This window comes from Ciceribacter ferrooxidans, from assembly GCF_004137355.1.
In the GTDB taxonomy this organism is placed as follows: domain Bacteria; phylum Pseudomonadota; class Alphaproteobacteria; order Rhizobiales; family Rhizobiaceae; genus Allorhizobium; species Allorhizobium ferrooxidans.
Map to the genome: position 1 here is coordinate 249883 of NZ_SDVB01000238.1, position 20100 is coordinate 269982.

Genomic DNA, 20100 nt, shown 5'->3' on the forward strand with positions numbered 1-20100 from the left:
CCAGGGGATGGTTCAGGCTGGCGACAGCGACTGTTTCATCGGTCTGCCAGCCACATAGGCCTCGACGACGGAGCGGTCGTCGCCGAGCGTTTGCAGGAGGAACAGTTCTTCCGTGACCGTGCTCACCGTTTCCATCCGGAGCTTCATCACCGGCGTGGCGGCGGCATCGAGGACGATGAAGTCGGCGTCGGTGCCTGGTTCCAGTGTGCCGATCCGATCGGAGAGCGACAGGGCCTCCGCATTGCCGAGCGTCATGTGGTAGAAGCTCTCGAGCGGATTGAGGCGCTCGCCCAGCAATTGCTGGATCTTGTAGGCCTCGGCCATGGTCGCGAACATGGAATAGCTCGTGCCGCCGCCGACATCGGTCGCGACCGCGATCCTGAGCGGCTTGCCGCGCCGCTCGTATGTCCGCCAGGGAAAGAGCCCGGAGCCGAGAAAGAGGTTGGAGGTCGGGCAGTGCACCGCGACCGAGCGGGTTTCGCTCATCGCGTCCGCCTCGCGCTCGGAGAGATGGATCGCGTGTCCGAACAGGCTCTTCGGTCCGAGCAGGCCGTAGCGGGCGTAGATGTCCGTATAGTCCTTCGCCTCGGGGAAGAGCTCGCAGGTGTAGCGGATCTCGTCGTGGTTTTCCGAGAGATGGGTCTGGATGTGGAGGTCCGGGAATTCGCCGGCCAGCGTGCGGGCGGCCTCCATCTGTTCCGGCGTCGAGGTGATGGCAAAGCGCGGCGTGATCACCACGTGGTTGCGGCCGCGGCCATGCCAGCCGGCGATGACCGCCTTCGTTTCCTCGTAAGCCTGTTCCGGCGTGTCGAGGAGACCTTCCGGGGCATTGCGGTCCATCATCACCTTGCCGCCGAGCATCAGCATGCCGCGCTTCAGGCTCTCGGCGAAATAGGCATCGGCGGAGGTCTTGTGGACGGTGCAGTACGCGACCGCGGTCGTCGTGCCGTTCCTCAGCAGTTCGTCGAAGAACTCGGTCGCGATCCGTCCGGCATGGGCGGCGTCGGCGAAACGGCGCTCCTCCGGGAAGGTGTAGGTGTTCAACCATTCGAGCAGGCCGCCGGCATAAGAACCGATCACCTGCATCTGCGGGAAGTGCAGGTGGGTGTCGATGAAGCCGGGCATTAGGAGATGCGGGCGGTGGTCGATTTCGCGCGTCCCCTCCGGCGCCTTGTCCCTCACCGCTGCATAGGCGCCGCAGGCGACGATCCGTCCGTTCTCGATGACGAGCGCGCCGTCGTTCTCGTAACGATAGCAACCTTCGTCGCTCGCCGATTCCGGTTTGCGGAGAAAGGAGAGAAGCCGGCCGCGGATAATCGTCCTGTCGTTCATCGGGTCCTGTTTTCCTCCACGGCGCTTTCGAACCATGCGACGAGCAGCGCGCGTTCCTCGCCGCTCACCTCTGTTATGTTGCCGGGCGGCATGGCATGGGTGCGTCCCGCCTGCAAGTAGATTTCCCGTGCATGGGCCGCGATGTCCGCATCCGTTTCAAGCCTAACGCCCTTCGGCGGCCGCGGGATCCCTTCCCATACGGGCTGCTCTGCATGGCACATGGAGCAGCGCGACTGGACGACGTCGCGCGCGGCGGAGAAATGTGCGTTTTCGGCAAACTGCCGGTAAGCGGGCGCAACCGAACTTTCCTCGCCCTCCGCCGGCGGCTTCTGCACGGTCGAGAGCCACATGATCACAATGAAGATCACCGTCGTCAGCATCCAGGTCCAGAGCGGGCGGCCCTTGCGGGCATGCACGGTGTTGAACCAGTGCCGGATGGTGACGCCCATCAGGAAGACCAGCGCTGCGATCACCCAGTTGTAGGCCGTGGCGAAGGCCAGCGGATAGTGGTTCGACAGCATGAAGAAGATGACGGGCAGCGTCAGGTAGTTGTTGTGCAGCGAGCGCTGCTTGGCGATGACGCCGTATTTCGGGTCGGGCGTGCGGCCAGCGATCAGGTCGGCGACGACGATCTTCTGGTTCGGGATGATGATGAAGAAGACGTTGGCCGACATGATCGTCGCGGTGAAGGCGCCGAGATGCAGGAAGGCTGCGCGGCCGGTAAAGACCTGCGTATACCCCCAGGCCATGGCGACCAGCGCGACATAGAGCAGCGCCATCAGACCCCAGATGTTCCTGCCGAGCGGCGACTTGCAGAGAAGGTCGTAGATGATCCAGCCGACCGCGAGCGACCCGACGGAAAGGCCGATCGCCTGCCACTGGGTGAGATCGAGCACGTGGCGATCGATGAGGAAGAGGTCGGCGCCGCCGTAGTAGACGATGCAGAGCATCGCGAAGCCGGACAGCCAGGTGGCGTAGGACTCCCATTTGAACCAGGTCAGGTGCTCCGGCATCGTGGCCGGCGCGACCAGGTATTTCTGGATGTGGTAGAAGCCGCCGCCATGAACCTGCCATTCCTCGCCATAGGCGCCGACCGGCAGATGGGGGCGCTTCACCAGGCCGAGGTCGAGCGCGATGAAATAGAAGGACGACCCGATCCACGCGATCGCCGTGGCCAGATGCAACCAGCGCGCCGCAAACGACAGCCATTCCCAGGCAATGGCGAATTCATACATCGACAACCCCTCATGGAGAACCGGCCTCCCGAGTCGGCAGATTGCAGAAAAAGGCGAGGCGAGGGAAGGGGTGAAGCCCGTGTCGCGCCTCGGTCCACGGGAACTTAGCTGCGCTCGTTCCGTTACGAGCTTCAGGGAACAACGCTGTGCGGCACGATTGCGCCGTCGCGGCTTTTCACCCGCCTGCCCGAGGGCAGGAGAAGGAGCGTAGGACATGCGCAGTCTTCCGGCGTGGCTTATGATGATCCTTGCGCTGCCGGCCTATGCCCACGACGCTGCAACCGGCTGGTCCTATGACGCCTTCTGCTGCAACGGCGATCATGCGAGTGGGGACTGCCAGACGATCCCGTCGACGAGCGTCAGGGTGACGCCGAACGGCTACGAGATAACGGTCGGGCCGGGGGACCATCGGCTGGTGACCCGGCGTCACGATTTCAAGTTACCGCAAGGCGGCGCGCGGCGCTCGCAGGACGAGGAATACCACCTCTGCCTCTTCCCCGACGAGGACACGTTGCGCTGCTTTTATGCGCCCGACATGGGTTTCTGACCTTCGACGTCGAAGGTCGGCACCGTCTTGCGGAGGAATTCGCGGAAGGCGCGGATCTTCGGCGAGTTGCGCCGCGCTTCCGGGTATACCAGCCAGTAATGCCCACCATCGTCGCCCAGTATGTCGAAAGGCTGCATCAGACGTCCGAGGGCAACGTCGTCAGAATAGAATTCCGGTGTGAGGATCGCGACTCCGTGCCCGGCGATCGCGGCGGCCGCCTCGAACGCCTGCGCGCCGAGCTTGCTGCTCTGTCTGTGGGCGAGGTCAGCATCGGGAAGACCCGCGGCCGAAAACCAGGCCTTCCACCAGGGGTCAATGGGATCGATGATCCTGAGCTTCAGCAAATCCTCGGGCTTCGTGATGCCGCCGATGCTTGCCGCGAGCGCCGGGCTCAGCATCGGCGTGAAATGGCCGCGCATGAGGAAGTGACGCCGCAAGCCCGGCCAGTCACCCTTGCCCCAGCGGATGGCGAGATCGGTCTCGGTCCGGGCAAAGTCGATCAGCGTGTGGGAGGTTTCGAGCCGCACGGCGATCGTCGGATTTTCGAGCTGGAACGAGCCGAGATGGCGCGCAAGCCACCGTGCGGCGAAGGTCGCCGTGCAATGGATGTTGAGCATCTCCTCGCTCGACTTGCGCACGCCAGCGACGGCCTCATGCAGGGCGCGGAAGGCATCTCCGACCTTCGGCGCGAGCCTTGCACCGGTGTCAGTCAGCGTGATCTGCCGCGGCCGGCGCAGGAAGAGCGGCTCGCCGATATTCTCCTCCAGCAGCTTGATCTGGTAGCTGACGGCCGTCTGGGTCATGCCGAGTTCCTCGCCGGCGCGGGTGAAGCTCATGTGGCGGGCGACTGCCTCGAAGACGCGCAGCGCATTCAGCGGAAGCTGTCTCGCCATCTTCATGCATAAGTTCTCCTGATCCATGCAGACGATCATTCGATTGGATTGCGACCGCGCAGGGGCGCATTCTACGGCCGTGTCCAACGAATGGAAGGGCGAAAAAATGCTTCTCGATCCGGAAAATAGGGCTGGAGGTTCAACCGACGCCGGGCGCAGATTTCGTCTCTCCGGTCTCGGTTTGCTGCGACGCCTCTTTCGTCCACGCACCAACAGGCTTGATGTCGGTTCGATGCCGGACTCATTTTTGCGAGATATCGGTTTGTGCGACGGTCGCCGGCCGCGGAGGTCGACCTGCGGCGCGGACGAGCTGCGAACAGCCTTGCTGTGCCATCCGCCGCGCAGTGTCTGACGGCTGCGGTCACTTCCCGAGAAGAACAGCTATCAGTTCCGCAGCCACCATGGCGGCGATGACGGACGGTCGCTTGTCCCTGACCGCGTCGCCGCCGATCGGCAGGACCAGCCGGGCGAGCCGTTGCGAAGCGAAACCCTCACGCCGCATGGCGCTCTCGAACGTCGCCCGCTTGGTTGCCGAACCGATCATCCCGACATAGGCGAGATCGTCGCGCGCGAGCGCCTCGCGGGCGATCAGGAAATCGAGGGCATGGTCGTGGGTGAGGATCACCGCCGCACCACCCGGGGCGATCTCTGCCACCAAGGCTTCCGGCAGGGCGGCGAGCCGTCCCGCAACGCCGCGGGGAAGGTTTTCGATGGCCTTGGGACGGGTTTCTACGACAGTGGTCGCGACCGGGAGCGGCGCGAGCGCGGCGGCCAGCGCCAGGCCGACATGGCCGGCGCCGAAGACGAAGACCTGCGGCAGCGCTTTCCGCGCCGTCTCTTCGCGGGCGAGAAGCTGGCGACGTTCCTCGTCCCTAAGCCGTTTCAGGTCGATCACGACGCGGCCGCCGCAGCACTGGCCGATCTCCGGGCCGAGCGGCAGGTCGATCTCGCCTTCGGTGTCTCCCTCGGCGAGCATGGTGCGCGCCCTCTCGATCGCCAGCAGTTCCATCTGCCCGCCGCCGATCGTGCCCCATAGCGCTGCGGGTGCGACCAGCATGTACGCCCCGGCCTCGCGCGGGGTCGAGCCCTTCGCCTCGCGGACGTCGACAAGGACGAGCTCGGGATGGCCGGTGAGGAAGTCGGGGAGAGAGGGCGATGTCATCCTTGGATACCCCTCCTGCAGCGCGGGGATCATGCCTCAGCCGCCGGCCTTCAGCCGCTCGACGGCCATCAGTACTCGCTCGGGCGTGGCAGGGGTGTCGAGTCGCGGGCAAACCTTGTAGTCGGCGACGCTGGCGATGGCCATGGAGAGCGCTTCGAGCACCGAGATCGCCAGCATCAGGGGCGGTTCGCCGACCGCCTTGGAGCGGCCGATGGTCGGCTCGGCATTCTCGGACCATTCAGCGAGGCGCGTGTTGAAGATTTTCGGCCGGTCGGAGGCGAGCGGGATCTTGTAGGTCGACGGCGCGTGGGTGCGGAGCCTTCCCTTGTCGTCCCACCAGAGCTCTTCCGTCGTCAGCCAGCCCATGCCCTGGATGAAACCGCCCTCGATCTGACCGATGTCGATCGCCGGATTGAGCGACTTGCCGACGTCATGCAGAATGTCGGTGCGCTCCATCACGTATTCGCCGGTCAGCGTGTCGATCGACACTTCCGAGCAGGCCGCACCATAGGCGAAATAGTAAAAGGGCGTGCCGCGCCCGGCTGCCCGGTCCCAATGGATCTTCGGCGTCTTGTAGAAGCCGGCGGCCGAAAGCTGGACGCGGGCGAAGTAAGCCTTCTTCACGAGGTCGGGGAAGGGGATTTCCTGATCGCCGACCCGCACCCGGTTCGGCAGGAACTCCACCTCGTTCGCGGGTACCTGATAGTGCTCGACGGCGAAGGCGACGAGCCGCTCCATGATCTGCCGGGCAGCGTCATAGGCGGCCATGCCGTTGAGATCGGAGCCGGAGGAGGCGGCGGTCGCCGAGGTGTTCGGCACCTTGCCGGTGGTCGTCGCGGTGATCTTGATGCGGTCGATGTCGACCTGGAAGGCATCGGCGAGCACCTGCGCCACCTTGGTGTAGAGCCCCTGACCCATCTCGGTGCCGCCGTGGTTCAGGTGGATGGAGCCGTCCTGGTAGACGTGGACCAGCGCGCCGGCCTGGTTGAACGCCGTCAGGGTGAAGGAAATGCCGAACTTCACCGGCGTCAGCGCGATGCCCTTGCGGATGACCGGGCTTCCCGCATTGAAGTCGATGATCGCCTTGCGCCGGGCCTGATAGTCGCAGCTCCGTTCGAGTTCGTCGACGATGCGGGCGATGATGTTGTCCTCCACCTTCTGGTGGTAGGGCGTGACGTCACGGCCCGAGCCGGGGGCGCCGTAGAAATTCGCCTTGCGGACCTCGAGCGGGTCCTTGCCGAGCGCATAGGCGATCTCCTCGATGATCCGCTCGCCGCCAAGCATGCCCTGCGGGCCGCCGAAGCCGCGGAACGCCGTGTTGGAAACACTATGCGTTTTCAAGGGTTGCGAGGTCAGTCTCACATGTGGATAGAAGTAGCTCGAGTCGGCATGGAAGAGCGCACGGTCGGTGACCGGTCCCGAGAGATCGGCCGAGTAACCGCAGCGCGCGGCGAAATTGGCGACGAGGGCATGGATTCGTCCGTCGCCGTTGAAGGCGACGTCGAAATCCATGCGGAAGTCGTGGCGCTTGCCGGTCATGGTCATGTCCTCGTCCCGGTCGGGACGGAACTTGACGGCGCGGCCGAGCTTCTTGGCCGCAAGTGCGGCGAGAGCCGCGAAGAGGGCGCCCTGGGTTTCCTTGCCGCCGAAGCCGCCGCCCATGCGCCGGACGTGGACGGTGACGGCATTCGAGGGGATGGCGAGCACATGGCCGACGACGTGCTGGATTTCCGACGGGTGCTGGGTGGAGGACCAGACCTGCACCTCGTCGTCCTCGCCGGGAATGGCGAGCGCCACATGGCCTTCGAGATAGAAATGCTCCTGCCCGCCGATGTGCATCTCGCCGATCAGTCGGTTCTCGGCATTGTCGAGTTCGGCCTTCGGCGTGCCGCGTTCGAGCGTCATGCCGGCGGTGACGAGCGGTGCGCCGTTGTCGATCGCGCCGTCGATATCGGTCCAGTACGGCAGGTCGCGATATTCAACGCGCGCAAGCCGGGCGGCGCGGCGGGCGGCGTCGCGCGTTGTCGCGATCACCGCGAAGACGGGCTGGCCGTGGAACTGGACCTCTTCGGTCGCCAGCAGCGGCTCGTCGTGATGGCCGCCGGAGGAGATGTCGTTGACGCCCGGCACGTCGGCGCCGGTCAGCACCGAGACCACGCCGGGACAGGCCTTCACCGCCGAGAGGTCGATCGAAAGGATTTCGGCATGGGCGCGGTCGGAAAGACCGAGTGCGCCGTGCAACAGGCCAGCGGGTTCGGGAATATCGTCGATATATTCGGCACTTCCGGCAACATGCTTGTGTGCTGAATCATGGCGCAGGGCCTGATGCATCGGGCCATTGATGTATTTGTAGGTCTCGTAGGTCGGCTTATGCATGGGAAAGGCCTCCGTGCGGGGCTATCCCCCTCTGCCCTGCCGGGCATCTCCCCCACAAGGGGGGAGATCGGCGCGGGGCTGGCGTCTGGACGATCGCCAGCGCTTGGGAATTCGTTGTGCGTGTTTCAGCGAATGGTACGGGAGTTCTTCTCGACGAAGCTCCGAGATTCACGGCGAAGTCCGCGCTGTGGGCAGCGGCCCGTCTCCCCCCTTGTGGGGGAGATGTCGGCGTAGCCGACAGAGGGGGGTGTCGTTGTCGCATCACGCCTCCTCCTCCGCAAATCGCTTCAGCTCCTGCGGTGTTCCCGAGGCTTCGAGGAAAAAGCGTGTCAGCAGGTTCTTGGCCGCCAGCTGCCGGTATTCGGCGCTCGCCCGCCAGTCGGTGAGCGGCTTGTAGTCGTCGTCGAAGGCGGGGCGAGCGGAGGCGATCGTCGCCTCCGTCCACGGCCTGCCGAGAAGCGTCGCCTCGACGGCCGAGGCCCGCTTCGGGGTGGCCGCCATGCCGCCGAAGGCGATGCGGACGTCGGCCACCGTGTTGCCGTCGCCGCGGGTGAGCAGGAAGGCGCCGCAGAGTGCGGAAATGTCCTCGTCACGGCGCTTGCTGACCTTGTAGACGGCAAAGTGCTGTCCGGCGCGCGGACGCGGCACGAAGAGGCTCTCGACGAACTCGCCGGGGCGGCGGTCCTGCTTGCCGTAGGCGATGAAGAACTCCTCGAGCGGCAGGACGCGCCGGCCGTCGGCGGAGCGCAAGGTCACGGTTGCCCCGAGTGCGATCAACGCCGGCGGCATGTCGCCGATCGGCGACCCGTTGGCGATATTGCCGCCGATGGTTCCGACATTGCGGACCTGCTGGCCGCCGATGCGGTCGATCAACCGGCCGAGGGCGGGGATTTCGGCCCGAAGCGTCGCGGAGGCCTGCTCGTAGGTGACGCCCGCGCCGAGCGTGATGCCGTCGGCGCCGGTCTCGATTGCCTGCAGCTCGTCCAGGTGATTGATGAAGACGACCGGGTCCAGATCACGCATCTGCTTTGTCACCCAGAGTCCGACATCGGTGGCACCGGCGACGACGGTCGCGGAGGGTTCTGCAGCGAGCACGGCCGCGAGCGCTGCGACCGTCCCCGGCACGATCAGCCGGCGGCCATCCTTCCCGGTGGCGATGGTCTCCCCGGTCTTCAGTTCCCAGAGTCTTGCGGTGATCGCGGTGCGGTCCCGTTCGAGCGGATCGAAGAGGGCGCTCGGCCGCGTCCCGGAGACGAGCTCCGCCGCCTTGACGATCGGCTCGTAGCCGGTGCAGCGACAGAGATTACCCTGCAGCGCCTTTTCGATCTCGGCGCGCGAGGGATCGTCGTTGGAAAGCCAGAGGCCGTAGAGCGACATCACGAAACCCGGCGTGCAGAAGCCGCATTGCGAGCCGTGGCAGTCGACCATCGCCTGCTGGACCGGATGCAGCGTGCCGTCGCGGGCTGCGAGGTGTTCGACCGTCACCACGTGGGTGGCGTGCAGGGAGCCGAGGAAACGGATGCAGGCATTGACGGTCTCGTAGCGCAGTGCACCGTCGCAGAGGCGCCCGACGAGAACGGTGCAGGCACCGCAGTCGCCTTCCGCGCAGCCTTCCTTGGTGCCGGTCAGGCTGCGGTCGAGGCGCAGGAAGTCGAGAAGCGTGCCCGTCGGATCGACGTCCCTCAGTGCGACGTCCTCGCCGTTGAGGATGAAGCGAATACAGTCGGTCATGCGATGCCTTTCCGCTGTCTGAACCGTCAAGGTTACTGCGCTGTCCAGCCGCCATCAATGGAGATGTGCGTGCCGGTGATCTGGCGGGCGGCATCGCTCGCCAGGAACAGCGCGACGGCGGCGACTTCCTCGACGGCGACGAAGTCCTTGGTCGGCTGGAACTTCAGCATGACGTCGGACTTCACCTGTGCCTCGCTGATCCCGCGCGCTTTCGCGGTGTCGGGGATCTGTTTCTCGACGAGCGGGGTCAGCACGTAGCCGGGGCAGATGGCGTTCACCGTCACGCCGAATTCGGCGAGTTCCAGCGCCGCCGTCTTGGTGAGCCCCATGATCCCGTGCTTGGCGGCGACATAGGCGGCCTTGAACGGCGAGGCGATCAGCCCGTGGGCGGAGGCGACATTGATGATGCGGCCGTGGCGCTTCTCCTTCATCGCCGGAATCGCCGCGCGCATGGTGTGGAAGGCGCTCGACAGGTTGATCGCGATGATCTGGTCCCATTTCTCGACCGGGAATTCCTCGATGGCCGCGACGTGCTGGATGCCGGCATTATTGACGAGGACGTCGACCATGCCGAACTCGGCGGCGGCCGTCGCCATCAGGTCGGCGATTTCCTCCGGTTTCGTCATGTCGGCACCGTGATAAATGGCGCGGCCGCCCTTTTCCTCGAGGCTCTTGCGGATCGCCTCGATTTCCGCGGCGTTGCCAAACCCGTTGATCACGAGATTGTCGCCTTCGGCGGCGAAGCCGCGGGCGATCGCAAGCCCGATGCCGCTGGTGGAGCCGGTGACGACGACGGTTCTGGCCATTTCAGTTTCTCCCGAGAACTTCTTTCTGGAACAGCGCGGCGTTCTGTTGCGCCGCAGCAGTTCAGCGAGGTTATGCGCAAACGGGCGATGGTGGCAATTGCGTTGTTGAGAGGCGCACTCGTCTTTTGCCGATGCCGTGGAAGAGGGGCTACCGGATCGCCGCGCTTTCTTTTTGACAAGCATCCGGCAGTCGTATTGAACTCTCGCCCGGAGAAGAAACTGCGCGTATCGGGGAGGAAGCGTATGGGCGGATTTGTGCTTGCGATCGACCAGGGGACGACATCGAGCCGGGCGATCGTTTTCGACGGCGACATGCGGATCGTCGGCATCGGCCAGAAGGAATTCCCGCAGCGCTTCCCGAAATCCGGCTGGGTGGAGCATGATCCGGAGGACATCTGGCAGAGTGTTGTCGCCTCGATCCACGACGCCTTCGGTCGCGCCCGAGTCGAGCCGCACCAGATCGCCGCGATCGGCATCACCAACCAGCGCGAGACCGTCGTCGTATGGGACCGCGAAACCGGCCGGCCGCTGCAGAACGCCATCGTCTGGCAGGACCGCCGCACCGCGAGCTATTGCGACAAGCTGAAGCGCCAGGATCTCGAAAAGCTCTTCGTCAGGAAGACCGGGCTGCTGCTCGATCCCTATTTCTCCGGCACCAAGCTTTCCTGGCTGCTTTCCAACGTGAAGGGGGCACGGGCGAGGGCGGCGAAGGGTGAACTCTGCTTCGGCACGATCGACACCTATCTCATCTGGCGGCTCACCGGCGGTCGCGCCCATATGACCGACGCCACGAATGCCTCGCGGACGCTGATGTTCAACATCGCGACCAATGAATGGGATTCCGAGCTTCTCGAAATCCTCCGCGTTCCCGCCGCGATGCTGCCCGAGGTGAAAGACTGCGCGGCCGATTTCGGCGTGACCGATCCCGCCGTCTTCGGCGCGGCCGTCCCGATCCTCGGGGTTGCCGGCGACCAGCAGGCGGCAACGATCGGTCAGGCCTGTTTTGCGCCGGGCATGATGAAGTCGACCTACGGTACCGGCTGCTTCGCACTCCTGAACACCGGCAGCGACATGGTCCGCTCGAAGAGCCGGCTGCTGACGACGATCGCCTACCGGATCGACGGCAAGACGACCTATGCGCTTGAAGGCTCGATCTTCATCGCCGGTGCGGCGGTGCAGTGGCTGCGCGACGGGCTGAAGATCATCGGCGACGCCCGCGAGACCGGTACGCTCGCCGAAATCGCCGATCCCGGCCAACAGGTCTATCTGGTGCCGGCCTTCACCGGTCTCGGCGCGCCGTGGTGGGACCCGGAAGCGCGCGGCGCCGTCTTCGGCATGACGCGCAATACCGGGCCTGCCGAATTCGCCCGCGCGGCGCTCGAAGCCGTCTGCTACCAGACACGTGATCTGCTGGACGCCATGCACAAGGACTGGCGCAATGGCGGCGACGAGACGGTGCTGCGCGTCGACGGCGGCATGGTTGCCTCCGACTGGACCATGCAGCGGCTCGCCGACCTCCTCGATTCCCCGGTCGACCGGCCGGCGATCACCGAGACCACTGCGCTCGGTGCCGCCTTCCTCGCCGGCAGCCGCGCCGGCGTCTGGCCGGGCATGGAGGAATTTTCCAAGGCCTGGGCGCGTGACCGCCGCTTCGAACCGGCCATGGACGAGAAGACCCGTGCGATGAAGCTCAAGGGCTGGCGGAACGCCGTTCGGCGCACGCTGAGCGATTTCTAAGGCCGATCGACCCGGCGAACACTGTGTCGCCGGGGCCATCCCTTGTTTCGGGTGCGCCGGCTGCTATCTGTCATGCGGTTCAACACCTGCCAGGGGACAGATCCATGGAGCTCGGCCTCTACACCTTTGCCGACGTCGATCCGAATGCCGTAGACAAGGGAGCCGAGGGCGCCCGCCGGCTCGCGAACCTCATGGAGGAGATCGCGCTTGCCGACGAGGTCGGGCTCGACGTCTTCGGCATCGGCGAGCATCACCGGGCCGACTATGCCGTCTCCTCTCCGGCGACGATCCTCGCGGCCGCCGCCGTCAAGACGAAGCGGATCAGGCTCACCAGTGCTGTTTCCGTCCTGAGTTCGGACGATCCCGTCCGGGTGTTCCAGCAGTTTGCGACCGTCGATCTTCTGTCGAACGGCCGCGCCGAGATCATGGCGGGTCGCGGTTCCTTCATCGAGTCCTTCCCGCTCTTCGGCTACGATCTCGACGATTACGACAAGCTCTTCGCCGAGAAGCTCGATCTCCTGATGACGCTCCGTGAAGAGGAGGTCGTCAGCTGGTCCGGCGAGACGCGGGCCGCGATTCCCGGTCGTGGCGTCTATCCGCGACCTTTGCAGGAGCCGCTGCCGCTCTGGATCGCCGTCGGCGGCACGCCGCAATCGGTCGCCCGCGCCGGCGTGCTCGGCCTGCCCCTGGCGCTTGCAATCATCGGCGGCCAGCCGCGTCGTTTCGCGCCGCTCTTCGACCTCTACCGTGAGAGCGCGCGGCGCGCCAACCGCGATCCGGCGACGCTGAAGACCAGTATCAACGTCCATGGTTTCGTCGCCGACACGACCGAGAAGGCGGCGGACGTCTTCTACGAGCCGCAGGCGGCGGTGATGAACCGCATCGGTCGCGAACGCGGCTGGGGGCCGACCAACCGGCAGCATTTCGACCAGTCGCGCGGACCGGAGGGCGCGCTCTTCGTCGGCGATCCGGAGACGGTCGCGGAGAAGATCGTCGCCCACCACAAGATCTTCGGCAATGACCGCTTCCTGCTGCAGATGGCGATCGGCCTCATGCCGCACGGGGAGGTGATGCGGGGCATCGAGCTCTTCGGCACAAAAGTCGCGCCGCTGGTCAGAAAAGCGTTGACGCCCGCGGAAACGGGCGCGTAAGCAGCCCGAAACAGCCGCAACCGGCCACCGCCCGGTCTGCCTGCGCGTGAAAGAGCACGAATGATTGTTTCCAGTGAAGACGAACTCAACGGCCTGAAGGAGATCGGCCGCCTCTGCGCGGTCGCGCTGAAAGCCATGGGGGCGGCGCTGGAGCCGGGGATCACCACCCGCGAACTCGACATGATCGGCCGCAAGATCCTCGAGGATGCCGGCGCCCGCTCGGCACCCGAACTCTGCTACCAGTTTCCCGGCGCCACCTGCATCAGCGTCAACGAGGAAATCGCCCACGGCATCCCCGGCGACCGGATCATCAGGGCAGGCGATCTCGTCAACATCGATGTTTCGGCGGAGAAGGGCGGTTTCTTCGGCGATACCGGCGCCTCTTTCGCCGTGCCGCCGGTCACGGCCAAGAACGAGCGGCTTTGCCGCGACGGCAAGCGGGCGCTCTGGGTCGGCCTCAACCAGATCCGCACTGGGCAGCCGCTTGCCAATATCGGCAATGCGATCGGCACGTTCGCGAAGAAGAACCGCTACACGCTGATCACCAACCTTGCGAGCCACGGCGTCGGCCGTTCGCTGCACGAGGAGCCGAAAGAAGTCGCGACCTGGCCCGATCCGGACGAAACACGGATCATGGAAGAGGGACTGGTCTTCACCGTCGAACCCTTCCTGTCGCTCGGCGGACACTGGGCGGAGGACGGCGACGACGCCTGGACGCTCTACAGCGAGCCGAAGGCCCCGACCGTCCAGTTCGAGCACACGCTGGTCGTCACCCGCAACGGACCGCTGATCCTGACGCTCGCCGACTGAGAGCGGGCGGCAAGGCGCCTCCGGTTTGACCGCGACCCTGTTCGGGACTATCTTCGTATTACAAACGGAGGTGAAAAGCGATGTCTGTCAAGCGTGAGCTATCCGATCCGATCAGCCTTCGCCTGCCGGTCGACGTTCTGTCGGAGATTGAGGAGGTGGCCCGGACCTGCGAGCGAAGCCGCAGCTGGGTCATTGTCCGGGCGCTGAAATCCTATCTGGCAAACGAAGGGCGAGACGTTCTCGAGCTTGCAAGCGCGCGTCGGGCGGTCGATGCCGGCGATGTCCGCGATCTCGACGAGGTGCTCAAGGAGGTCGAGGCGATCGTCAAGGGAGCCGCTGCTTGAAGGTGCTGCTCGCCCCGGAGGCCAGGAACTACGTTTCGTCCGAGGCGCGATATCTCAAGGCACGCAGTCCACAGGCCGCGCGACAGTTTGCCGACAGTCTGAAGCAGCTCAAGGAACACCTGTCACAGTTTCCGCATATCGGAAGGGTGTCTGACGAGATTCCGGTGCCAGGCGTCCTTTGTTTCGTCATGGGCGCTTATCTGGTCGACTATGAAATCCGCCCCGACATTATCGTGATCCTCGGCATTCGCCACGGTCAACAACGCCCGCCGGGGATGCCCCTCGATGATGACTTTGATTTCGAAGGGCCGTGAAGGCGGATCGCCGGCCGCCCTCTCGTCTCAGGCGGAGAACGCGACGGCGACGCCGCGCTTCTTGAAGTAGGACTGCATGATCTTGCGGCCCTGGCGGTTGGACTGGGCGAGCTTCGCGGTCTCGAACACCGCTTCCCTGATGCCTTCGCGAGTCATGGCCGCCTTCAGCGCCGCGATGTGGAGATCGATCTCCTCGTTGTTGTTGTTGAGCGAGGCGTAGATGTTGTCGATGGCCTGGCTCAGGGTGAGGTCGCTCATGGGATGCTCCTTCGGATTGTCGCTTCTCACTAGCGATTTTTGCCGAGGGAGCAAGCCGGGTTCGTCTGCGACGGGTGAGTCCGCCGGAGGAATCCATCGCGTTCGGTTGACCCTCTGATCAGTATTTGTGGTTTGTGAGGCGCCGCTCGCGATGCCATAAGGCGGCATGAGCAGCCGGCACCGCTTCGATCCGAGCCTCCTTTCGACCGCTGTTGCCGGGGCGGCCGCCATGGCGTCGGCCATGGGCTTCGGCCGCTTCGTCTTCACGCCGATCCTGCCCGGCATGATCGCCGACGTGCCGCTTTCCTCCTCCGACGCTGGGCTCGTCGCTGCCGGCAATTTCGCCGGCTACCTCGCCGGCGCGATCCTCGCCGCCTTCGGCTGGGCCGCGGGCCGTGAAAGGCTGATCGCGCTTGTCGCCCTTCTCGTGAGCTCAATCGCGCTGGCCGCCATGGGCGTAACCAGCAGTGTCGCACTCTTCGTGGTCATCCGCTTCGTCGCGGGTGTCGCCAGTGCCTTCGCGATGATCTTCACCTCGTCGATCGTGCTGACACTTGCCGCCGCGAGAAGGAGCGAAGGCGTGCAGTCCGCCCATTTCGGCGGCGTGGGAGCAGGAATCGCGCTCTCTTCGCTGATGGTGTTCCTTACTGCGGCGTGGAGCGGGCACGATCCTTCGGCATGGCGAATGGAGTGGCTGACAGGGGCAGCGGTGACGCTCGTGCTCTTTGCCGTCGTCTGGATGCTGTTGCCGCCGGCGCCCCGCGCGGCCGGTCCTGCGAAGGAGGCGCCGCTTGCATGGCGGCTGCCGCTGACGCTCCTCACGCTTTCCTACGGTCTCTTCGGCTTCGGCTACGTGATTACGGCGACCTTCATCGTTACCATGGCGCGGATGAGCGAGGCGGGTGCCGCCGTCGAATTCCTCACCTGGTTCCTGACCGGCATCGCCGCGGCCTTGTCGATCGCTGCGTGGCGGCCGCTGCTTGCCCGCCTCGGTCTCGCGGGGCTCTATTTGACCGGCCTGCTGGTCGAGGCGGCCGGCGTTCTGGCTTCCGTCGCGTTGCCGGGGATCGCGGCACCACTTGCCGGCGGCGCGCTGCTCGGTGCCACCTTCATGATGATTACCGCCTACGGTCTGCGTCTCGGACGGTCGCTCGCGCCGGAGAGCCCGCGGCGCGCGCTTGCCTTCATGACCGCCGCCTTCGGCATCGGGCAGATCATAGGTCCGCTGGTCGCCGGCTGGGTCGCGGAGGCGACCGGCGGTTTCACTGTGGCAAGTATCCTTGGCGCGCTGGCGCTCCTTCTCGCGGCAGTTATGGCGGTGCCGGTGTGGAAACGCGTCGGTTGAGGACGCGTCGGGGCGGGTCGCCGAAGGATTGCGCACAGCACGTTACAATGCGGTAACAAACCCCTGACAGCATTGCTGGCAACATCGTTCTGCCCTAGTTTCGCGACAATCGAGACGTCCGACGAAGCCGACAGCACCTGCCAGGAAAGTACCCGCCCGTGTTCAAATCATTCTTCCCGAAGCCCAGACTGTTCTTTCTCTCGGCTGCGTTCTGGTCGCTTGCTGCGATCCTCGTGTGGTATGCGGGCGGCAGCGATCTCGGTGCCATAATCGGGCTTCCGCCGTTGCCGGCAGGGCAGCAACCGCCGATCGGCGCCTCGCTGTTCTGGTCGACACCGTTCCTCTGGTTCTACATCTATTACACCGTCGTCGTCGCGATCTTCAGTGCCTTCTGGTTCATCGTCAGCCCGCATCGCTGGCAGCGCTGGTCGGTGCTGGGCAGCGCGCTCATCATCTTCACGACCTATTTCAGCGTTCAGGTGAGCGTCGCCATCAACGCCTGGTACGGTCCGTTCTACGACATGATCCAGAAGGCCTTGTCGCAGGCCGGTTCGGTCACCGCCGGCGAGCTCTATATGGGCATGCTCGGCTTTGCCGGGATCGCCTTCATCGCGATTACCATCGGCGTGTTGAGCCGGTTCTTCGTCAGCCACTGGATCTTCCGCTGGCGCACCGCGATGAACGAGCACTACATGGCTTACTGGCCGAAGCTTCGGGTCATCGAGGGGGCTTCCCAGCGAGTGCAGGAAGACACCATGCGTTTCTCGTCGACCGTCGAGAGTCTCGGCGTCAGCCTCGTCAGTTCCGTGATGACGCTGATCGCGTTCCTGCCGGTTCTGTTTACCCTCGGCGCGAACATCACCGAACTGCCGCTCATCGGCAACATCCCTCATGCGCTCGTATGGGCGGCGATCTTCTGGTCGGTTTTCGGGACCGTCTTCCTCGCGGCCGTCGGCATCAAGCTTCCGGGGCTGGAGTTCCGCAACCAGCGTGTCGAAGCCGCCTACCGCAAGGAACTGGTCTACGGCGAAGATGATCCGTCGCGTGCGCGGCCGATGACGGTGGCGGAACTCTACGACGAGGTGCGCCGCAATTATTTCCGCCTGTATTTCCACTACATGTATTTCAACGTCGCCCGCATCTTCTATCTTCAGGCCGACAATCTCTTCAGCCTCGTCGTGCTCGTGCCGTCGATCGTCGCCGGCAAGCTGACACTCGGATTGATGACGCAGATCAACAACGTCTTCGATCAGGTCAGGGGCTCGTTCCAGTATCTCGTCAATTCGTGGACGACGATCGTCGAGCTCCTCTCCATCTACAAGCGCCTGCGCGCCTTCGAGGCGACGATCGACAACGAGCCGCTGCCGGAGATCGACCAAGAATATATGCGGGAAAACAACGAGCTTCCCGCCTAGCGATAACGGGAGATCGCCCGGCGGCGCCCGCCGGGCAGCCTTCCTAGTTGGAGGCCGGGGTCGTGCTATGCTGGCCCGTTTCGATGACGTGCATGGCCTCCGTATAGCTGACGCAGGCGACGTCGGACCGGCCGCAGACGTCCGCCACCAGCCGTTCGAGCGCCCGCCAGTAGGCGCCGCCGTTCATCTCGACGAAATGGAAGCCGAACTGCAGGGGAATGCGCTCGCCGTCATATTGCGCGTCGAAGGCGCTCTTGAAGGCGGTATAGGCGCGTTCCTCGTATTCGATCGACTTCGACGGATTGTCGAGGCCGGCCGAATGGCGGATGAAGAGATTGTAGTCCATGCCGAGGATCTGTCGGTCGCGCGGCCCCTCGGGGATCAAGGGCAGGGCGAAGCGGACGAGCCCGCCCTTGTTTTCCGGCCATTGCGGCCCCTTGGCCACGCCGCTCGCGTCGTAGACGAAGCCCGCAGCTCGTTCGGCCTCGGTGAGGGCCTTGGTGGCCGAGAGATAGGGCGCGCGAAAGCCGGTGATGCCGTTCTCGACGAAGTCCTGCCACTCCTTCGGCTCCCGGTCGCCGACGCCGTTTGCTTGCCACGCAGCCTTCAGCACGGTGTCGAAGCTCGAGAATTCTTTAAGCCAGTCTTCGCGCGTCCAGTCTTTGCCGTCGAAGTGGCCGCAGGCGTGGTTCGCGATCTCGTGACCCTCCAGATGCGCCTGCCAGATGTGATCGAGGCGGGCGGCGGCATCCTCCTTGTTCGGTGCAAAGCCGACATTCGACCGGCCGGCCTTCTGGCCGGGTGCCGTATAACCCTTCTTCGCCTCGCGCGGGATGAGATTGGTGCAGGAGAGGAAATAGGTGAATTCGGCGCCGACCTTCTTCGCCATCGCCCGGCTCTTCTCCCAAAGCTCGTTGCTGCCCGCCCCGTCGAACGAGATTACGAGGATCTGCGGACGCATGACCGAGAGCGGCTGGTCCACGGCTGCAGCCCCGGTCACGGGCAGGAGGAGGGCGGTCGAGAGGAGAAGAAGCGAGCGGTGCATGACGATCCTGACGATGGGGCGGCTTGCGGCATTCGAGCCGCCGGGCGCCTTGTCTCATTTTCGGGCGATGCCGGACGAAAGGCGCCACGCGCCTTTCCCGGAGCCCTCGCGGGGGAGCGGATTTCCTGTCATCAAATTGGGGCGAAGCTTTGAACGTGCTGGCAATTTCGTCCCTCGCACTCTATTCCATTGGTAACAATCAAAACGGGGTTCGGAACGATGGCTTTGCTTGTCCTTGGGATCGTGTTGTTTCTCGGCATACATCTGACGCGGATCGTGGCGCCCGGCTTCCGTGACGCGATGGTCGCGAAGCTCGGCGAGCAGCGCTGGAAGGGGCTCTATTCGCTGGCGAGCTTCGCGGCGCTCGTGGTGCTCGTCTACGGTTACGCGAACGCGCCGATTATCGACCTCTACTATCCGCCGGTCTGGACTGCGCATCTGACGCTGACCCTGATGCTGCTCGCGATGATTGTGCTGGTGGCGAGCCTGCTTCCGGCAGGGCACATCGCCGCCAGAACCAAACACCCGATGGTGCTTTCGGTGAAGATCTGGGCGTTCGCCCACCTGCTGGCGAACGGCGACCTGCGCTCCGTCCTGCTCTTCGGCTCGTTCCTCGCCTGGGGCGTCGTCGTCCGCATTTCGCTGAAGCGGCGGGAAAGGGCGGGCGAGTTGAGGCCGCGGCCGTTCGTTTCCGCCCGCTACGACCTGCTGGCGATCGTGATCGGCGCGATCGTCTGGGGCCTCTTCATCGCGAGGCTTCATGCCTTGCTGATCGGGGTCCCGCCGATCGTCACGTAGGCTTTGCAAAGGATTCGCGGCATTCCCACTTACAAGGCCCGAAAAATCGGGTAGAAGGCCGCTCACGAACATAAAGGCATGAATGGCCGGCAGGCCGGAGACAACGATGGTTGACAATAACGACAGCTTCATCCGCGAAGTGAACGAAGAGCTTCGCTCGGATCAGGTCAAGCAGGTGTGGCGCCGCTTCGGCAAGTACATCATCGGCGCTGCCGTCCTGATCGTGGTCGGCACGGCCGGATACCGCGGCTACGAATACTGGCAGGATCATCGGTCCTCGACCGCCGGCGACCAGTTCCTCGCGGCCCTGACGCTCGCCAGCGAGGGCAAGCGGGACGAGGCGCTTGCCGCGCTCGCCGCGCTCGAGAAGGATGGCTACGGCGCCTACAGCGTACTCGCGCGCATGCGGGCGGCAACCGTGCAGGCAGAAAAGGGCGAGACGCAGGCGGCGATCGATGCCTTCACCGCGATCGGTAAGGACACTTCCGTTCCGCAGGTGATCCGTGACGTGGCGCGCCTTCGCGCCGCCTGGCTTCTGGTCGACACCGGCACCTACGAGCAGGTTTCCGCCGAAGTCGAAGTGCTCGCGGCACCGCGCGAAGCGCTGCGCCACTCGGCCCGTGAAGTGCTGGGGCTCGCCGCCTACAAGGCCGGCGACATGGCGAAGGCTCGCGAGTGGTTCGAGCAGATCACCGAAGACAACGAAACCCCGGGCAACGTCTCCAGCCGCGCGCAGATGATGCTCGACAACATCGTCGCCTCCGGCAAGGCGCCGTAAGCGGCACACCGGCGGCAGCCAGA

19 protein-coding genes are annotated in these 20100 nt (G+C 64.8%); 10 read left to right on the top strand and 9 right to left on the bottom strand.

All coding sequences use genetic code 11. The annotated features are described in order from the left end of the window. Positions 1-12: 12 nt before the first annotated feature. Positions 13-1332 (bottom strand): guanine deaminase, encoded by a 1320-nt coding sequence (gene guaD / locus EUU22_RS12150; protein ID WP_129332246.1) that lies wholly within the window; start codon positions 1330-1332, stop codon positions 13-15. Beyond that, positions 1329-2567, bottom strand: a complete 1239-nt coding sequence (gene puuD, locus EUU22_RS12155; protein WP_129332247.1) for a urate hydroxylase PuuD — start codon at positions 2565-2567, stop codon at positions 1329-1331. The genes guaD and puuD overlap by 4 nt, the downstream gene beginning before the upstream one ends. Positions 2568-2781: 214 nt before the next feature. On the opposite strand from puuD, the gene EUU22_RS12160 reads away from it, so the two are divergent. Continuing rightward, on the top strand, positions 2782-3114 hold the full coding sequence (locus tag EUU22_RS12160) for a hypothetical protein (protein WP_129332248.1): 333 nt from the start codon (positions 2782-2784) through the stop codon (positions 3112-3114). Here EUU22_RS12160 and EUU22_RS12165 read toward each other — a convergent pair. From EUU22_RS12165 to EUU22_RS12185, 5 genes are all read right to left on the bottom strand, one after another. Further along, the gene (locus tag EUU22_RS12165) at positions 3090-4034 is read right to left on the bottom strand and encodes a LysR substrate-binding domain-containing protein (protein WP_129332249.1); all 945 of its coding nucleotides are present in this window, start codon (positions 4032-4034) and stop codon (positions 3090-3092) included. The two genes, EUU22_RS12160 and EUU22_RS12165, sit on opposite strands and share 25 nt — an antisense overlap. Positions 4035-4368: 334 nt before the next feature. Continuing rightward, on the bottom strand, positions 4369-5169 hold the full coding sequence (gene xdhC / locus EUU22_RS12170; RefSeq protein ID WP_129332250.1) for a xanthine dehydrogenase accessory protein XdhC: 801 nt from the start codon (positions 5167-5169) through the stop codon (positions 4369-4371). A 36-nt stretch (positions 5170-5205) separates the two neighbouring features. Then, a complete protein-coding gene (gene xdhB, locus EUU22_RS12175) occupies positions 5206-7545 on the bottom strand; it encodes a xanthine dehydrogenase molybdopterin binding subunit (protein ID WP_129332251.1) in 2340 nt (779 codons plus the stop codon). Between the two features lie 261 nt (positions 7546-7806). Beyond that, complete coding sequence (gene xdhA / locus EUU22_RS12180; RefSeq protein WP_129332252.1) at positions 7807-9276, bottom strand: xanthine dehydrogenase small subunit; 1470 nt, start codon at positions 9274-9276, stop codon at positions 7807-7809. Between the two features lie 32 nt (positions 9277-9308). After that, positions 9309-10082, bottom strand: a complete 774-nt coding sequence (locus tag EUU22_RS12185; RefSeq protein ID WP_129332253.1) for a 3-hydroxybutyrate dehydrogenase — start codon at positions 10080-10082, stop codon at positions 9309-9311. 243 nt (positions 10083-10325) lie between these two features. Between EUU22_RS12185 and glpK the strand changes: the two genes are divergently transcribed. From glpK to EUU22_RS12210, 5 genes are all read left to right on the top strand, one after another. Further along, positions 10326-11819, top strand: coding sequence for a glycerol kinase GlpK (glpK, locus tag EUU22_RS12190; protein ID WP_129332254.1), 1494 nt, complete (start codon positions 10326-10328; stop codon positions 11817-11819). A 104-nt stretch (positions 11820-11923) separates the two neighbouring features. Beyond that, positions 11924-12970 (top strand): LLM class flavin-dependent oxidoreductase, encoded by a 1047-nt coding sequence (locus EUU22_RS12195; protein ID WP_129332255.1) that lies wholly within the window; start codon positions 11924-11926, stop codon positions 12968-12970. A gap of 60 nt (positions 12971-13030) precedes the next feature. Then, positions 13031-13780: a type I methionyl aminopeptidase gene (map, locus tag EUU22_RS12200; RefSeq protein ID WP_129332256.1), complete on the top strand. Its 750-nt coding sequence runs from the start codon at positions 13031-13033 to the stop codon at positions 13778-13780. Positions 13781-13860: 80 nt separating this feature from the next. Continuing rightward, entirely contained in the window at positions 13861-14124 is a 264-nt protein-coding gene (locus EUU22_RS12205) for a CopG family ribbon-helix-helix protein (RefSeq protein ID WP_129332257.1), read from the top strand. Continuing rightward, entirely contained in the window at positions 14121-14438 is a 318-nt protein-coding gene (locus EUU22_RS12210; RefSeq protein ID WP_129332258.1) for a type II toxin-antitoxin system RelE/ParE family toxin, read from the top strand. The genes EUU22_RS12205 and EUU22_RS12210 overlap by 4 nt, the downstream gene beginning before the upstream one ends. Positions 14439-14465: 27 nt before the next feature. Here the strand turns inward: EUU22_RS12210 and EUU22_RS12215 are convergent, their stop codons facing one another. Then, complete coding sequence (locus EUU22_RS12215; protein WP_129332259.1) at positions 14466-14696, bottom strand: hypothetical protein; 231 nt, start codon at positions 14694-14696, stop codon at positions 14466-14468. Between the two features lie 166 nt (positions 14697-14862). Between EUU22_RS12215 and EUU22_RS12220 the strand changes: the two genes are divergently transcribed. Next, positions 14863-16041: a YbfB/YjiJ family MFS transporter gene (locus EUU22_RS12220; RefSeq protein ID WP_129332260.1), complete on the top strand. Its 1179-nt coding sequence runs from the start codon at positions 14863-14865 to the stop codon at positions 16039-16041. Between the two features lie 158 nt (positions 16042-16199). Next, on the top strand, positions 16200-17456 hold the full coding sequence (bacA, locus tag EUU22_RS12225; protein ID WP_129332261.1) for a bacteroid development protein BacA: 1257 nt from the start codon (positions 16200-16202) through the stop codon (positions 17454-17456). 43 nt (positions 17457-17499) lie between these two features. Here the strand turns inward: bacA and EUU22_RS12230 are convergent, their stop codons facing one another. Next, positions 17500-18501 carry a polysaccharide deacetylase family protein gene (locus EUU22_RS12230; RefSeq protein ID WP_129332262.1) on the bottom strand — a complete coding sequence of 334 codons (1002 nt, stop codon included), beginning with the start codon at positions 18499-18501 and terminating at the stop codon, positions 17500-17502. A 219-nt stretch (positions 18502-18720) separates the two neighbouring features. Between EUU22_RS12230 and EUU22_RS12235 the strand changes: the two genes are divergently transcribed. Further along, a complete protein-coding gene (locus tag EUU22_RS12235; protein ID WP_129332263.1) occupies positions 18721-19299 on the top strand; it encodes an NnrU family protein in 579 nt (192 codons plus the stop codon). Between the two features lie 106 nt (positions 19300-19405). Then, the gene (locus tag EUU22_RS12240; protein ID WP_129332264.1) at positions 19406-20077 is read left to right on the top strand and encodes a tetratricopeptide repeat protein; all 672 of its coding nucleotides are present in this window, start codon (positions 19406-19408) and stop codon (positions 20075-20077) included. Positions 20078-20100: the final 23 nt, after the last annotated feature.

What these genes read in the sequence shown, in the direction of transcription:
- EUU22_RS12235 (WP_129332263.1), top strand. Translation starts at nt 18,721, where the DNA reads ATGGCTTTGCTTGTCCTTGGGATCGTGTTGTTTCTCGGCATACATCTG.
- guaD (WP_129332246.1), bottom strand. Translation starts at nt 1,332, where the DNA reads ATGAACGACAGGACGATTATCCGCGGCCGGCTTCTCTCCTTTCTCCGC.
- glpK (WP_129332254.1), top strand. Translation starts at nt 10,326, where the DNA reads ATGGGCGGATTTGTGCTTGCGATCGACCAGGGGACGACATCGAGCCGG.
- EUU22_RS12220 (WP_129332260.1), top strand. Translation starts at nt 14,863, where the DNA reads ATGAGCAGCCGGCACCGCTTCGATCCGAGCCTCCTTTCGACCGCTGTT.
- EUU22_RS12215 (WP_129332259.1), bottom strand. Translation starts at nt 14,696, where the DNA reads ATGAGCGACCTCACCCTGAGCCAGGCCATCGACAACATCTACGCCTCG.
- EUU22_RS12165 (WP_129332249.1), bottom strand. Translation starts at nt 4,034, where the DNA reads ATGGATCAGGAGAACTTATGCATGAAGATGGCGAGACAGCTTCCGCTG.
- EUU22_RS12205 (WP_129332257.1), top strand. Translation starts at nt 13,861, where the DNA reads ATGTCTGTCAAGCGTGAGCTATCCGATCCGATCAGCCTTCGCCTGCCG.
- xdhB (WP_129332251.1), bottom strand. Translation starts at nt 7,545, where the DNA reads ATGCATAAGCCGACCTACGAGACCTACAAATACATCAATGGCCCGATG.
- EUU22_RS12230 (WP_129332262.1), bottom strand. Translation starts at nt 18,501, where the DNA reads ATGCACCGCTCGCTTCTTCTCCTCTCGACCGCCCTCCTCCTGCCCGTG.
- EUU22_RS12160 (WP_129332248.1), top strand. Translation starts at nt 2,782, where the DNA reads ATGCGCAGTCTTCCGGCGTGGCTTATGATGATCCTTGCGCTGCCGGCC.
- xdhC (WP_129332250.1), bottom strand. Translation starts at nt 5,169, where the DNA reads ATGACATCGCCCTCTCTCCCCGACTTCCTCACCGGCCATCCCGAGCTC.
- EUU22_RS12240 (WP_129332264.1), top strand. Translation starts at nt 19,406, where the DNA reads ATGGTTGACAATAACGACAGCTTCATCCGCGAAGTGAACGAAGAGCTT.
- puuD (WP_129332247.1), bottom strand. Translation starts at nt 2,567, where the DNA reads ATGTATGAATTCGCCATTGCCTGGGAATGGCTGTCGTTTGCGGCGCGC.
- EUU22_RS12185 (WP_129332253.1), bottom strand. Translation starts at nt 10,082, where the DNA reads ATGGCCAGAACCGTCGTCGTCACCGGCTCCACCAGCGGCATCGGGCTT.
- map (WP_129332256.1), top strand. Translation starts at nt 13,031, where the DNA reads ATGATTGTTTCCAGTGAAGACGAACTCAACGGCCTGAAGGAGATCGGC.
- EUU22_RS12195 (WP_129332255.1), top strand. Translation starts at nt 11,924, where the DNA reads ATGGAGCTCGGCCTCTACACCTTTGCCGACGTCGATCCGAATGCCGTA.
- xdhA (WP_129332252.1), bottom strand. Translation starts at nt 9,276, where the DNA reads ATGACCGACTGTATTCGCTTCATCCTCAACGGCGAGGACGTCGCACTG.